We start from the raw sequence: 13,628 nt of genomic DNA on the forward strand, positions 1-13,628 counted from the left end.
ACCCAAACTATTACGATGTTTTATTGTATTATAGTTTGGCTTTTTCTTTATGTAAAATTCTTTTGTCCCACCCTCATCTTGATGTGATAGGAAAAGGTATAATTAATTATTTTTCCCCATAGATAGTGATATTTATGAACTTAGTTCACAACTTTGCCATAACTTTGTGAACTAAATGTGAAATACATCACAATATACTTTTCGATAGTGGAAATAGTGTTATTATATAAGTGTAGTAAGAAACAAACAAGATCTTGTAGAAGTAAATGTGAATCAATGAACAAACTAATAATTAATCATTTTAAGGAGATGGAGAAAATGTTAGATTTATTAAGAAATAATAAAGTAGTCGCAGGAATATTGGCTTTCATCCGAATTTATCTTGGTTATCAATTTATCCATGCAGGATATGAAAAATTAACAAGTGGTGCCTTTGACGCAAGTGGATTTTTACAAGGGGCGATCGCAAGCAGCACAGGTGAACACCCAGCGGTACAAGGATGGTGGGCAACATTTCTAGAACATGTAGCACTGCCGAATGCAGATATATTCACTTTCTTAGTTCAATGGGGAGAATTATTAGTAGGAATTGCATTAATTCTCGGTTTATTCACAAGCTTTGCAACTTTAATGGGAATGGTCATGAACTTCGCATTCTTGTTTAGTGGAACAGTAAGCACAAACGGACAAATGATCTTACTAGCCATTTTCGTAATCGTGGCAGGGGCTAACGCTGGTAAATTTGGTCTTGACCGCTATGCAATGCCATATATCAAAAATCAAATAAATAATAGAAAAAATAAACATAAAAAAGAAGCAGCCGTTGCTTAAGAAGTTTAAAAAAGGGAAGCCAGTTACAATTAGTAGCTGGCTTCTTTTACATATGCAGTTCTTTTTTCTTCTTCTTGTTTAAAATAAGCTTTTGCTTCTTCGATAAAATAATGGACGATTGGAGAAACCCATCTGCTTTTATGGTAAAAAAGAAAGGAAGCGACTTGCCCATGTTTCTTATCTAAACGCCGTGCAGATAATCGTCCATCCTTTAATTCATTTTGAATGGTAATTTCCGGCACAAGCGCAAGTCCCAACCCACATTGTACACATTGCTTAATTGCCTCAATGCTCCAAAACTCATGAAAAGAAGTTGGTGTAATATTTTCTTCCGCTATAAATTTATCAAAAATGGTCCGATAGGGGCAGTTGCTTTCCGAATAAAGAATAGAATTAGGCTGCATATGACTAGGGGAAGAAATGATACTCATATTTTCGTCTAACATTTTAATGGTTTCTAAGGACGGATTCTTCTTGAATTCTAGATTAAGAAGTAAGGCGATATCTAAATCGCCAATCTCTACTAAATGCTGCAGTTCCTCACATGTCCCCATTCGAACAGATAAATGAACATCCGGAAATTTCTCTTTATATGCCTGAATGATAGTAGGAAGACGGTAAACAGTTAATGATTCTGAAGCCCCAATCGTTATTTTTCCTTTTTTCATACTTGAAGATTGATGTAGTTCTTTTGCTCCCTTATGCAGGCGCAGCATTTCATTTGCATAAGGAAGAAATGATTTGCCCAGCTCTGTTAACGCAATGGATTTGCCGAGACGATCAAAAAGTGGGCCTTCTAGTTCCATCTCTAATGCTTGTATATGGGAAGTAATCGAGGATTGTGCATAGCCAAGCTGAGTAGCCGCCTTAGCAAAACCACCAGCTTCCACAATGGCTTTAAACGTTTGTAAATGGCGTATTTCCATATAGTATCCTCCTGTTATCGGTATAATCGATATTATTTATCGTATATATCTATTTTACTGAATGATAAAAGGCAAATACAATAGGAAAGGAGAAATAATTAAAAAACATCAGGAATGGGGAAAAAAGAATGAATCAAAGAAAAATTGGTTCCTTGACTTTAAGTGGGTTAATTATTGGACCACTCCTAGGATCAGGAATTATTTTATTGCCAACTATTATTTATGAAAATATCGGAAACTATGCGATCTTTGCATGGTTCATTATGTCCATCATTGGCATATGTTTTGCTTATGTCTGCGGAGAGTTAATGATACAGTTTCCAGGGGAAGAAGGGCTTGGTAATGCCATGGAAAAGGCATTTGGAGCAAGAATAAAAAATCTTTCATCTGTTTTTCTTATGATTGCTGCTTTGATGGGACCAGTTGCAGTGATGATGACAGCAGCTGAATATATTCAAACTTGGCTATTTCCAGGCAAGATCAAAGTAGAATGGATTGCGTTTATTTTACTCATCATGAACGGGTTGATACTGTTATTTCGTCTTAATTTTCTTGGGAAATTGTCTTTTATCATCTCCACATTTGCCGTATTGATATTAGTCAGTGGAAGTGTATTTTCTTTAATAAACCATCCTTCTGATACTTGGGATTTTCCTGTATTTCATTTTTCTTCCTTTGGTTATAGTCTCTTATTGCTTTTTTGGACAATAGTCGGCTGGGAGATTGTTGGGAATTATTCTAGTGAGGTGAAAAATCCAAAAACAACCATTCGGAGAGCGATCTTTTTTAGTGCGGCTGTCATTTTGGTTGTTAATTTAGTCCTTTCTGCTGCTGTTCAGTGGACAACATATACAGGCACGTTTACTATTCGTTTAACGGGGATTATGTATCCATTGTTTGGACAGCTGTCTATTGGCTTATTGGCAATCGTCGCAACAGGACTTTGTATAACAACACATTTAATGGTTGTTGGTGGAGTAGCAAGACTAATAGCATCGTTATCAAAACCTATTTCCTCTCTCCATTTTCTAACTAAAAAGTTCTCTAATGGAGCACCATATAAAGCAATTGGTTTGCTTGTATTTATCCATCTTCTGTTTGCCTTTTTAGTCTTATTAAAATTAGTGACAGTAGAACAACTTGTTAGCCTTGCAAATGCCTTTTTCATTGCTAATGCTCTAATTGGTCTTTGTGCAGCAATTAAGTTATTGAAAAAACCATTGTTAAAAGGAATGGCTATAATGTTAAGTATCTTGTTTGCCATATTGCTTTTACGGTCATCCATTATTGCATTAGTCATTATCCTTGTTTTAACTGGATTATTTAGCGGATGGCACAAGAGAGAACTAACCGGCAAGAAAAGAGTGATGTACGATAAAAAAATGACCAAAATGTAGGCAAGATAAGATAAAATGGCTTATATAGTGAGTGACCGTATGCTATTCATTAAATTTAAGCCAAGGAGAAAAAGAAATTGATTGGAACATTATTTAACTGTTTTATGATTTTAGCAGGGTGCATGATAGGCAGTTTTTTGAAAAAGGGAATTAAAGAGGAGTATCAGGATATTTTAATGCAGGCAATGGGACTTGCTGCAACTGCACTGGGAATCCATTCCATTGTTCAATACATGCCAGACAGTAAATATCCTGTTCTGTTTATAGTCAGTCTAGCTATTGGTGGTTTGATTGGCGAAAGGTTAGATATTGAAAATGCTTTTAAACGAGTTGTAGGCAAATTCTCAAAGGGAAATTTGGCAGAGGGATTATCGACTGCGATTTTACTTTTTTGTGCAGGGACTTTATCCATTTTAGGACCAATTGAGAGTGCATTAAGGGGGAATCATACCTATCTATTTACAAATGCTATTTTAGATGGCGTAACATCGATTGTTCTAGCATCGACCTTTGGATTAGGAATTGCTGTTTCAGCTCTCGTTTTATTTGTGTGGCAAGGCTTTTTTTACGTAACAGCAGGCTTGCTGGCAAACTTTTTAACGCCAGATTTATTAGCAGAAATATCGATTATTGGTGGAATTCTTATCCTAAGTTCAGGACTTAGCATACTAGGAGTTAAAAATTTCAAGACATTAAATCTATTGCCGGCTCTGTTCATACCAGCAATTTGGTTTATAATTCTAAAGCTCTTTTAAACAAGGAACTTATGTCTAATCACTTTTGATTAAAAGTTTTTAATAAGGGTAATATACTTTTAAAACAGTTAAAGAGGTGATTACGATGGATAATACAATGAAACAAGAAGAACTTGAAACGTTAAGAGATCTGATTAAAGATGTCGATACAGCCATGTTGACAACTATTTCAGAAGAAGGGCTAGTCTCCCGTCCAATGAAAACGCAAGAAGTAGAGTTTGATGGTGATTTATGGTTTATAACAAAGAAAGACACCGATAAGTATGAAGAAATTTTACATGAAAATGAAGTGAATATCTCTTATGCAGGTAAATCCTATGTCTCGATAAGAGGTAGAGCGGAAATTGTAGAGGACATCGCCAAGAAAAAAGAATTATGGAGTAAGGCCTACGAAAAAATCATGAAAACGTCTTACGACGATCCGAATGTTGTTTTGATTAAAATAAAGGCAGAAGCAGCAGAATATTGGGATACTAGCTTTACAAAAAACATTGTCTATTTTTATAAAAGACTAGCAGGCAAAGAAGCGGAAAACACAGACATTAACGAAACAATTGAATTATAAGAATTCAAAAAAGCTCAGAGAACTTCTGAGCTTTTTTTATGTGGAGAAAATTAGGGGCCTGTTCTGATGAGAGGTAAATAGAAATCAAGAGTATCTCCAAAGAGTTAATTAGGAGAGAAAATTAAAAAAATATGAAGAGTGTAAAGCGAACTTGAAGTTTGTCAAAGGACTATTAGGTGTTTGTTAATGATTGGTAAATTTGGCTATTTCGTTAAATTTATATGGTTAAATAGGGATGTAATTCAATTGGGGAGGGGTTTGTTAGTGATTGCAGTAGAATTGAAGGACATTTCAAAATCATACGATAGACAAAAATCGGTAATTGATCAGATAAGTCTTTCCATAGAAGAAGGGGAATTTTTTGTGCTAGTTGGTCCATCAGGATCCGGGAAAAGTACATTATTACGAATGATTGCGGGTCTTGAAGAAATTTCTGGGGGCGTATTGAAGATGAATAATAAGATTGTCAATCACCTGCCTCCAAAGGAACGTAATTTATCTATGGTCTTTCAAAATTATGCCTTATACCCACACTTAACGGTTGAACAAAATATTCTCTTTGGTTTACGTGCCAAAAAAATAGACAAGTTAGAACAGCAAAAAAGACTACAGGAAACAGCTGAGATGATGGGATTAACGGATCTATTAAAACGTAAGCCGAAGGAATTATCTGGCGGTCAAAGGCAGCGGGTAGCTCTTGCTAGATCTGTTGTCAGTGAAGCGCCAATTTGTTTAATGGATGAGCCACTTTCAAATTTAGATGCAAAGCTCCGCGCCCACATGAGAATAGAAATCCGCCGTTTACAAAAGAAGCTCGGCTTAACGATGATTTATGTAACCCATGATCAAGTAGAAGCAATGACAATGGGGGATCGAATCATGGTTTTAAATGATGGGAAAATCCAACAGGTAGGCGAACCGATTACTTTATATAATCAACCAGCCAATTTGTTTGTTGCGTCTTTTATTGGTTCTCCGAAGATTAATTTAAGTAAAGGGAATTTAATTGATTATAAATTAGTGTTGGAGAGTGGTTTGCAAATTAGCATGGATAAAGAAGAAATTCTACCACTATTATCCTATCCAAATTTAACGATGGGGATAAGAGCGGAACATATTTTGCCAGCAGCTCCAGAAGAGAAGACGCACACTTTAGAGGTACTCAATGTAGAGCAGCTAGGAAATGAAACACTGTTAACCTTTGAAGTGGGTAATGAGCTTTGGACGGCTAAATGGTTAGGGCAATGGCGGATTCAGGCAGGAGATCATGTACCAGTTCAGTTGTCCTCTAAAAATATTTGCTTTTTTGATTCTGAATCAGGAGCATTGATTAGACCAGCAATTGCAGTCAAAGAACAAGAGGTTGTTGGACTATGAGTGAGGTTGTATATCGGCAGGAAGTGGAACCTTCCATTGATTTTATAAAAGAAAAAAAGAAGCAACATTTACAGTATTGGCTGAAAGGAATGCTATTTCTATTACCTTCTATTCTCTTATTTAGTGTTTTCTTATTTTATCCATTAGGAAGAACTATCTTTTTAAGTTTTTTCTTAACGGATAATCGAGGTGACCCAACAGTCTTTGTAGGGCTGGAAAATTACTTGGAAATTTTCAAATCTGCTATTTTCTTGCAAAGTTTAAAGTCAACCTTGTTTTTTGCTTTATACACAGTTCCAGGAACGATTATCGTCAGCTTATTTCTAGCGATTCTTGCCAATGAAAAGTTACGTGGAATTGGTGTTTTCCGAACCGTGTTTTCCTCTTCCATGGGGATTTCAGTTGCGGCAGCATCTGTATTTTGGATGTTCTTATTTCATCCGACAATTGGGTGGCTGAACCGTATTATAACAACATTTGGAATAGAGCCAATTGGCTGGCTGACCGATCCTAATTGGGCACTTTTTTCTGTATCTGTTTCTACCATTTGGATGAATGTCGGATTTACCTTCTTAATTTTATTAGGTGGACTTCAATCGATTGATTCTTATCTCTATGAAAGTGCTGATATAGACGGAGCCGGCTACTTTTATAAATTAAGACGGATTACGATTCCGATGCTTTCTCCCACTTTATTTTTTGTCCTGACTGTAACATTAATAAATGCCTTTCAAACATTCGGTCAAGTAGATATGTTAACAAGAGGTGGACCGCAAAACGAAACGAATTTAATCGTTTATTCTATCTACCAAGAGGCATTTATGAATTACCAGTATGGAACAGCAAGTGCACAAGCAATTATTCTTTTTGTCATCATTTTGGTTCTTACCATTATTCAATTTAAGCTTGGGGAAAGGAAGGTCCATTATCAGTGACATTGCCAATTCATAAAAAAACTATCTTTTACATTCTCTTAATCGTTTCGGCACTGCTCATTTTTTCGCCAGCTATAATCGCTTTTCTAATGAGCTTTATGTCTTCACAGGATATTATGACGGGAAAAATAATTCCAACCGGATTAACATTGGACAATTACATAAAAGTGTTTGAACGCTTTCCTTTAATGCAATATTTATTAAACAGTTTCATCGTTTCCCTTGTTATCATGCTCGGACAATTAATACTTGCTAGTTTAGCTGCTTATGCATTTGTTTTTTTAGAGTTTAAAGGGAGAGATTTAATCTTCTTTATCTTTATTGCAACCATGATGGTGCCATTTGAAGCATCTATCATCCCAAACTTTCAAACGATAAGAAATCTAAACTGGCTGGATCATTATAATGGTTTAACCATTCCGTTTTTTGCAACAGCCTTTGGTACGTTTCTCTTACGGCAAAATTTTAAACAAATTCCCAAAGAACTTAAGGAAGCAAGTGAAATTGCGGGAATTGGGGATCTTAAATTTTATTTAACGGTTGTTCTGCCAATGGCGAAAACAAGTTTGATTACACTAGGCGTGTATGGGTTTGTTACATCTTGGAATATGTATCTCTGGCCCCTACTGGCGACAACAAATGATAGTGTACGTACTGTTCAAATAGGGTTAAGGCAGCTTCAATCACAGGAACAGTTAAATGAATGGGGCGTTATTATGGCAGGAGCAATAATTGTTGTTCTGCCAACATTAATCCTATTATTTTTAGGGCAGAAAAAGCTTCAGAAGGGATTAACGGAAGGAGCTTTAAAATAATTTTTTCACGGTATTTAACTAACTGATATTTGGGGAGTGAAAGGAAAATGAAGAAAACAAAGCAGTTATTCAGTATATTCATGCTATCAATCGTTTTATTTATGGTAGGCTGCAGCAATAATGCAGAATCATCTACTAGTGGTGAAAAACAGGTGGGGCCAACTACCGTTACATTCTGGCATTCTATGGGCGGAGCAGCTCAAGAAGCATTGAATAGTATTGTAGAGGAATATAACAGTTCACAGGATAAGGTGAAAATCAAGGCAGAATATCAAGGTACATATGATGAAGCATTAACAAAATTCCATACAGTTGCAGGGACAGAAAGTGCGCCAACGATGATGCAGGTTTTTGAAATCGGCACAAAATCGATGATCAATAGTGGTTTTGTGGAACCGATTCAGACACTCATTGATGAAGATGGTTATGATATGAGCGGTTTAGAAGAAAATATCACAAACTACTATAAAATTAATGATACTTTTTATTCGATGCCATTTAACTCTTCTACACCAGTTATGTATTACAACAAGGATGCTTTTAAAGCAGCAGGTTTAGATCCCGAGAAAGCTCCCGCAACATTTGAGGAAGTAGAAGAAGCTGGAAAAGCGATAGCAAAAGCAAATCCAAAAATGAAAGGATTTGCCCTCCAAGCGTATGGTTGGTTATATGAGCAATTATTAGCTAACCAAGGAGCATTATTAATGAATAATGAGAATGGACGAACAGACACACCAACAGAAATTGGCTTTACGGATGAACAAGGAAAGTCGGTTTTTCAATGGGTTAAACGAATGATTGATGACAAAACCTTTGCTAACTATGGCACGAATGGTGACAACATGGTAGCTGGATTCCTTGCAGGAGATGTAGCAATGTTTATGCAATCGTCTGCTAGCGCAAGAGACGTCATTGATAATGCGTCTTTTGATGTAGGTGTGGCTTTTATTCCCCATCCAGAAGCTGTAGAAAGACAAGGTGTAGTTATAGGTGGAGCAAGTCTGTGGATGATGAAAGATAAGAGTGAGGAGGAGAAAAAAGCAGCCTGGGAATTTATGAAGTACTTACAAACAAAAGAAGTTCAGGCAAAATGGCATGTTGGCACAGGATATTTTGCAATTAATCCAGATGCTTATAGTGAACAAGTTGTAACAGAAGCATATGAGAAAATGCCACAATTGAAAGTTACAGTGGAGCAATTGCAATCTACTAAGTCTTCTTATGCTACACAAGGTGCTTTAATGGATATGATTCCAGAAGGACGTCGCATTAGCGAAACAGCACTTGAGACAGTTTATAACGGTGGCGATATCGAGGAGACGTATAGCAATATGGTAAAACAATTTAATGAAGCAATTGAAAAGGCGAATCGGGCTAGAAAATAATAGATCGTTTAGGAAACAGATTAATTTTATACTAGTTAGTCTGTTTCTTTGCCATTAACAAAGGAGAGAGAAAGCATGAATCAAACCAAAGTATACGGACATAGAGGAGCAAAAGGCCGATTTCCTGAAAATACGCTTCTTAGTTTTCAACAAGCGATACTACAAGGAGTAGATGGAATTGAATTAGATATCCACCTGACAAAGGATGGGGAAGTAGTTGTTATTCATGATGAATTTTTAAATCGCACAACCGACGGAACTGGGTTTGTAAAATCCTATACACTAGAAGAGCTTAAACAATTTAGTGCGGGAAGTAAATTTTCCTCCCTTCCTGATTATGAAGAAAGCTGGATCGCAGAAAAAGTGCCTACATTAAAAGAGGTATTACAGTTGCTTGCTCCATACGATATCGAATTAAATATTGAACTTAAAACTTATACATTTGCATATGAAGGAATTGAAGAAAAGACTCTAGCACTTGTGAACGAATTTGGAAATGGGCGGAAGGTTGTTTATTCTTCTTTTCATTTGCCGACTTTATTAAGAATAAAAGGACTGGATCCATCTGCTTCGATTGCGTGGTTATTAAATCAAGTCATTTCCAACCCTCTCGATTATATAAAAAGCTTGGAATTAGAGGCTTTGCATCTCCATAAAGAAATGGTGATTGATAACTTAAAAGATTGGCAGGAATTAAGAAAGCATGTAAGAGTATGGACTGTAAATAAAAAGGAAGAGTTAACTAATCTTATCGAAGCCGAAGTAGAATCTATTATTACTGATTATCCAGAAGTGGCCATAGCGATTAGACAAGAAAGGACTGTTTCTGTTGAGTGAATTTTTAAATAGAAGCATCCTTTTGCTGATTTTAATTGTCTTCCTTTCTGCCTGCGGAAATAATCAGTCAGTACAAACGATGGTCAGTCCATCTGTGACAGAACACGAAGAAACTCCAAGGGTGATCGCACATAGAGGGGCAAATGAATGGTACAACGAGAGTACCATTACTGCCTATCAAATAGCAGCTCAATCTGGTGTGGATTCATTAGAAATGGATTTAAGAATGACAAAGGATGGCGAGTTAGTTGCCATGCATGATGACACAATCGATCGGACTACAAATGGCAAAGGGAAGGTTTCTGATTACACATCAGAAGAACTAAGAGCGTTTCAAACAATCGAATCGGATAATAGGAAAGAGATAAAGGAAAAAATTCCTACATTAAAGGAAATAATCGAAACTTTTCAAGATACACAAAAGTACTATATTGAGACAAGGCTGGTTGATGGAAAACTAGCAATGGAGGAAAAGCTAATTAACCTATTAAAGGAGTATGGGCTTTTAGACAAAAATTTGGTGACGATTCAATCCTTTTCAGAGGAGAGTTTATTGAAAATCAAAGAAATGGCACCAGATACTGAATTAGCGCTTCTTTTTCGCAAAGGCTCTTTTTCCCTAGAAAAAGCTAGTACGGTTGATTTTCCTATCATCGGCATAGAGTCTACAGATATTACAAAAGAGGTGGTAGACGAATTACATAAAAAGGAAAAAGAGGTACATGTCTATTTTACGAATAAGAAAACGCAAAAAGTGGAACAAGAACGAGTTCACGAATTTGGAGTGGATGGCTATTTCACCGACTTTATTCATTTTACGAAAGAGATTTTAGCAATATAAACAGGGAAAAATGGGGGTGAAGAATTAATTCACGCCCATTTTCCCTGTTTATATTGCATAGTTAGCTTAAACAAATGTTTTTATATGTTTCGTTACACAGAGTTTTAAATATAGAGTCAGGCAGCGGTAAATAGCAGTCATAAGCAATTTTTGCATGTTCTCGTGCTTTATCGATATTATTAAGTTCCTTATAACAAAGAGCAATAAATATATCTTTGGTATAATAAATAGCTTGGTCAACAGGATGGTTAATATGTTTAGGTATATAAATTGTTCTTAAAATGTCGAGTGCTTCTTTATATACTTTTACATAGTACATCGCTTTTCCCTTTTGAAGCATATTCCAATTATCACCGCTTCCTTTTTGAGTGTTTTCGTCAAAAGTTAAATATTGATCAATGATAGGCATTGCTTGATGGTATTCTCCCTTTACATGCAGTAAGTATTCCACATAAATTACATCACAGAGTTCTTCAAAAATTTTATCTTCTACAAATTCACCATATTGCTTTAGTTTTTTTAAGTAGTAATGAAATTTTTCTTCATCTCCCACTAGCAAGGCAACCACTGTAGCAAGCTTATAGATATCGTCTATTTTGTAGTAGAGTTTTTCTTTTCTCGAGTATTCCAATGCGCTTTCCACTGCTTCTGAAGTTGCTTTTATGTCTCCGATTGCTGAATATAAGGCAGCGATATGATAATCCATAGTGACTTTAGTCATAGGATCTATCTTTATATGAGTTGTTTCAATATGATGTCGTTCTTCCAAATAACATTGTAAAGCGTCTTGATAGCGGTGTTCCAAATAAAAGTTTATTCCTCTGAAGAATGCAATGTTTGCCCGATTAGCAGTAAGATTAAGCGAATCATAAATTAATGCTGCTTTATCACAATATAATGCCCATTCCTTTTTATTCAGACAAAATAGACTGCGGCTATAAATTTCCAATAAGCGAGCTGATTCATAGCTTTCATTCAAATTAGAGATATAGGGCTCAATTAAGGCGGTCAGTTTGGAGCATTGTTCTATGGTTTCCTCAGAGTGTTTAAAATAAATACGAAATTCTTCATGTATCTTTTCTGCTTCCTCTAATACTTTTCTTAATTCAACAATACTTACCTTTTCTAATAACTCTGATATATCAACGCCTAGTCTTCCCGCAATATATTCCAAACTCTCCATAGAAGGGCGCGCTTTATTATTCTCAATTTGACTAAGCATGCCTTTGGTTAATCTATCGCCAGCTAATGCCTCAAGGGTCATTTTTTTTTGTTTTCGTAATGTGCGAATGCGTTCGCCTAACATAATCGTACAACTCCTTCTTTCGATAGTTTAATTATATTAAACTTTTCCTTGAAAGGAAAGTTTTGGTGTGATATGATTTGTTTAATTTAATTAAACTTTTAAAGGAAGGACGATGTTTTGGTGAAAGAATATTCGTTAGAAAAGAGGGCCACCTACCATTTATGGACATTCGTCAGTAGTAAATTAATTGCCACAGCTGGGTCACAAATTTATACATTTGCAATTAGTTTATATATTTTGCATTTAACTGGCTCGTCGATGAGTTTTGCCGTAAATATGTTATGCAATATTTTGCCGCGGACAGTTGTAGCACCTTTTGCTGGGTCTATTATTGATAGGTATCCTCGTAAACATATTGCGATTACAGCGCAGACAGCCTCTACCGTATCTATTGGTGGATTGCTGCTTTATAGTGTAACGATGGGATTATCTCTACCTGCTATTTATACAACATCTTGTATTTTATCTATAACCTCGATGTTTGCGAGCAATGCTTTTACTTCTTCTTTAACAGGATTAGTGGATGAAAGCCGCATTCAAAAAGCGTCTTCCATGAATCAAATTGCTGTTTCTATTGCGCAAATTGCCAGTCCTGCTATCGGTGGAATATTATTCGGTCTTGTCTCCATGTCTGTTTTTTTAACTATTTTTCTGATTGCCTCGTTGATTGCTGTTGTACTTGATTCCACAATGAATTTTACATTGTTTGAAAAGGAAAAAGAAAAGGCAGAACAACAGGAAACGGTTTGGAGGAGTTTGAAGGCAGGATTAGTTTATGTTAAGAATCAACCGCTATTAGTAGCTATGATTAGTATTAGTCTTATTGTCAATTTTATTTTTACTGCTTTTAATATTGGTTTTCCTTATGTAGTGAATACAAAACTCCATATGCCATCTGTCCAATTTGGAATGGTGGAAGGTGCTTTTGCGGTTGGTACTTTATTGCTTTCTATTTATCTTTCATTAGGAAAGGAATTTAAACAACCCTTCCAAGTAAGTAAATTGGGAATTATAGCGCTAGGAATATTAATGGCAGCTGCAGCTATTCCAATCTTCATTCCGATGTCGGCAGCCTCTATATTTATCTTTTACTTAATGCTAATGTTTTTGTTTGGATCTGTTAATATACTGGTTAATATCCCAATAATGGTATTAATGCAAAAGAAGATTGCGAATGAATATAAAGGAAGGGTTTTTACTATATTAGAGACATTTGCAATGGGAATGATGCCGGTAGGAACACTTATATTTGGTGTGTTATATGATTATGTTCCTGCGCAATGGATTCTCTTAATAGCTGGTGCCTTATTGATTATATCTGTATTCATCCTTGCAAGGCCATCTGTGATGGAAAAGGCAGCAGAATCAGGGGATACAGTTCCGGTAACCAAACATAGAGCAACTTCTGTATAATAATGAAGCAAATTTCTACAGTTTCCGTACTCAAAAATATCTGGGATGAACCATGGTTTTCCGGAGCAGATAAAAAAGCTGCATCTAAAAATCAAAATCTTTATTCTAAAACTCTCCTTCCGTAATAGGAGAGTTTTTTCTATTGATAAATATAAGATTAATAGGAGATAACGAATATTCTAGTTATAATAAAGAGGAAAGCTGATTATATTAGATTAGTTAAATGAACTTTAAGTAAAAGCAGA

General features: G+C 35.7%; 13 protein-coding genes. 11 read left to right on the top strand and 2 right to left on the bottom strand.

Translation table 11 applies throughout. The features are described from left to right. Positions 1 to 318: 318 nt before the first annotated feature. Complete coding sequence (locus NX902_RS08050; RefSeq protein WP_095334082.1) at positions 319 to 831, top strand: DoxX family protein; 513 nt, start codon at positions 319 to 321, stop codon at positions 829 to 831. A 29-nt stretch (positions 832 to 860) separates the two neighbouring features. On the opposite strand, the gene NX902_RS08055 is transcribed toward NX902_RS08050, so the two are convergent. Continuing rightward, a complete protein-coding gene (locus tag NX902_RS08055) occupies positions 861 to 1,757 on the bottom strand; it encodes a LysR family transcriptional regulator (RefSeq protein WP_095334080.1) in 897 nt (298 codons plus the stop codon). A gap of 128 nt (positions 1,758 to 1,885) precedes the next feature. On the opposite strand from NX902_RS08055, the gene NX902_RS08060 reads away from it, so the two are divergent. The 9 genes from NX902_RS08060 (at position 1,886) to NX902_RS08100 (ending at position 10,664) form a co-directional block, all read left to right on the top strand. Then, positions 1,886 to 3,154: an APC family permease gene (locus NX902_RS08060; RefSeq protein WP_095334078.1), complete on the top strand. Its 1,269-nt coding sequence runs from the start codon at positions 1,886 to 1,888 to the stop codon at positions 3,152 to 3,154. Positions 3,155 to 3,231: 77 nt separating this feature from the next. Beyond that, positions 3,232 to 3,909, top strand: a complete 678-nt coding sequence (locus NX902_RS08065; RefSeq protein WP_123257351.1) for a DUF554 domain-containing protein — start codon at positions 3,232 to 3,234, stop codon at positions 3,907 to 3,909. An 85-nt stretch (positions 3,910 to 3,994) separates the two neighbouring features. Continuing rightward, the gene (locus NX902_RS08070; RefSeq protein WP_095334074.1) at positions 3,995 to 4,474 is read left to right on the top strand and encodes a pyridoxamine 5'-phosphate oxidase family protein; all 480 of its coding nucleotides are present in this window, start codon (positions 3,995 to 3,997) and stop codon (positions 4,472 to 4,474) included. Between the two features lie 264 nt (positions 4,475 to 4,738). After that, complete coding sequence (locus NX902_RS08075) at positions 4,739 to 5,851, top strand: ABC transporter ATP-binding protein (protein ID WP_095334085.1); 1,113 nt, start codon at positions 4,739 to 4,741, stop codon at positions 5,849 to 5,851. Further along, positions 5,848 to 6,786: a carbohydrate ABC transporter permease gene (locus tag NX902_RS08080; RefSeq protein WP_095334072.1), complete on the top strand. Its 939-nt coding sequence runs from the start codon at positions 5,848 to 5,850 to the stop codon at positions 6,784 to 6,786. The genes NX902_RS08075 and NX902_RS08080 overlap by 4 nt, the downstream gene beginning before the upstream one ends. After that, positions 6,783 to 7,601 (top strand): carbohydrate ABC transporter permease, encoded by an 819-nt coding sequence (locus tag NX902_RS08085; RefSeq protein ID WP_095334070.1) that lies wholly within the window; start codon positions 6,783 to 6,785, stop codon positions 7,599 to 7,601. Before NX902_RS08080 ends, NX902_RS08085 begins: the two co-directional genes overlap by 4 nt. Before the next feature lie 47 nt (positions 7,602 to 7,648). Next, positions 7,649 to 8,986: an ABC transporter substrate-binding protein gene (locus NX902_RS08090; RefSeq protein ID WP_123257352.1), complete on the top strand. Its 1,338-nt coding sequence runs from the start codon at positions 7,649 to 7,651 to the stop codon at positions 8,984 to 8,986. A gap of 75 nt (positions 8,987 to 9,061) precedes the next feature. Further along, positions 9,062 to 9,823: a glycerophosphodiester phosphodiesterase gene (locus NX902_RS08095; RefSeq protein WP_341122748.1), complete on the top strand. Its 762-nt coding sequence runs from the start codon at positions 9,062 to 9,064 to the stop codon at positions 9,821 to 9,823. After that, positions 9,816 to 10,664 carry a glycerophosphodiester phosphodiesterase gene (locus tag NX902_RS08100; protein WP_341122749.1) on the top strand — a complete coding sequence of 283 codons (849 nt, stop codon included), beginning with the start codon at positions 9,816 to 9,818 and terminating at the stop codon, positions 10,662 to 10,664. The genes NX902_RS08095 and NX902_RS08100 overlap by 8 nt, the downstream gene beginning before the upstream one ends. A 61-nt stretch (positions 10,665 to 10,725) precedes the next feature. On the opposite strand, the gene NX902_RS08105 is transcribed toward NX902_RS08100, so the two are convergent. After that, positions 10,726 to 11,970, bottom strand: coding sequence for a helix-turn-helix domain-containing protein (locus tag NX902_RS08105; RefSeq protein WP_095334062.1), 1,245 nt, complete (start codon positions 11,968 to 11,970; stop codon positions 10,726 to 10,728). 120 nt (positions 11,971 to 12,090) lie between these two features. Between NX902_RS08105 and NX902_RS08110 the strand changes: the two genes are divergently transcribed. Then, positions 12,091 to 13,383, top strand: coding sequence for an MFS transporter (locus tag NX902_RS08110; protein ID WP_249879517.1), 1,293 nt, complete (start codon positions 12,091 to 12,093; stop codon positions 13,381 to 13,383). The last annotated feature ends 245 nt before the right edge of the window (positions 13,384 to 13,628 follow it).

It is taken from the genome of Niallia sp. FSL W8-0954, from assembly GCF_038005605.1.
GTDB lineage: Bacteria > Bacillota > Bacilli > Bacillales > Cytobacillaceae > Niallia > Niallia circulans_A.

Excerpts from the sequence above, each read along its gene's own strand:
- NX902_RS08050 (WP_095334082.1), top strand. The coding sequence starts at position 319 with ATGTTAGATTTATTAAGAAATAATAAAGTAGTCGCAGGAATATTGGCT.
- NX902_RS08055 (WP_095334080.1), bottom strand. The coding sequence starts at position 1,757 with ATGGAAATACGCCATTTACAAACGTTTAAAGCCATTGTGGAAGCTGGT.
- NX902_RS08060 (WP_095334078.1), top strand. The coding sequence starts at position 1,886 with ATGAATCAAAGAAAAATTGGTTCCTTGACTTTAAGTGGGTTAATTATT.
- NX902_RS08070 (WP_095334074.1), top strand. The coding sequence starts at position 3,995 with ATGGATAATACAATGAAACAAGAAGAACTTGAAACGTTAAGAGATCTG.
- NX902_RS08080 (WP_095334072.1), top strand. The coding sequence starts at position 5,848 with ATGAGTGAGGTTGTATATCGGCAGGAAGTGGAACCTTCCATTGATTTT.
- NX902_RS08090 (WP_123257352.1), top strand. The coding sequence starts at position 7,649 with ATGAAGAAAACAAAGCAGTTATTCAGTATATTCATGCTATCAATCGTT.
- NX902_RS08095 (WP_341122748.1), top strand. The coding sequence starts at position 9,062 with ATGAATCAAACCAAAGTATACGGACATAGAGGAGCAAAAGGCCGATTT.
- NX902_RS08105 (WP_095334062.1), bottom strand. The coding sequence starts at position 11,970 with ATGTTAGGCGAACGCATTCGCACATTACGAAAACAAAAAAAAATGACC.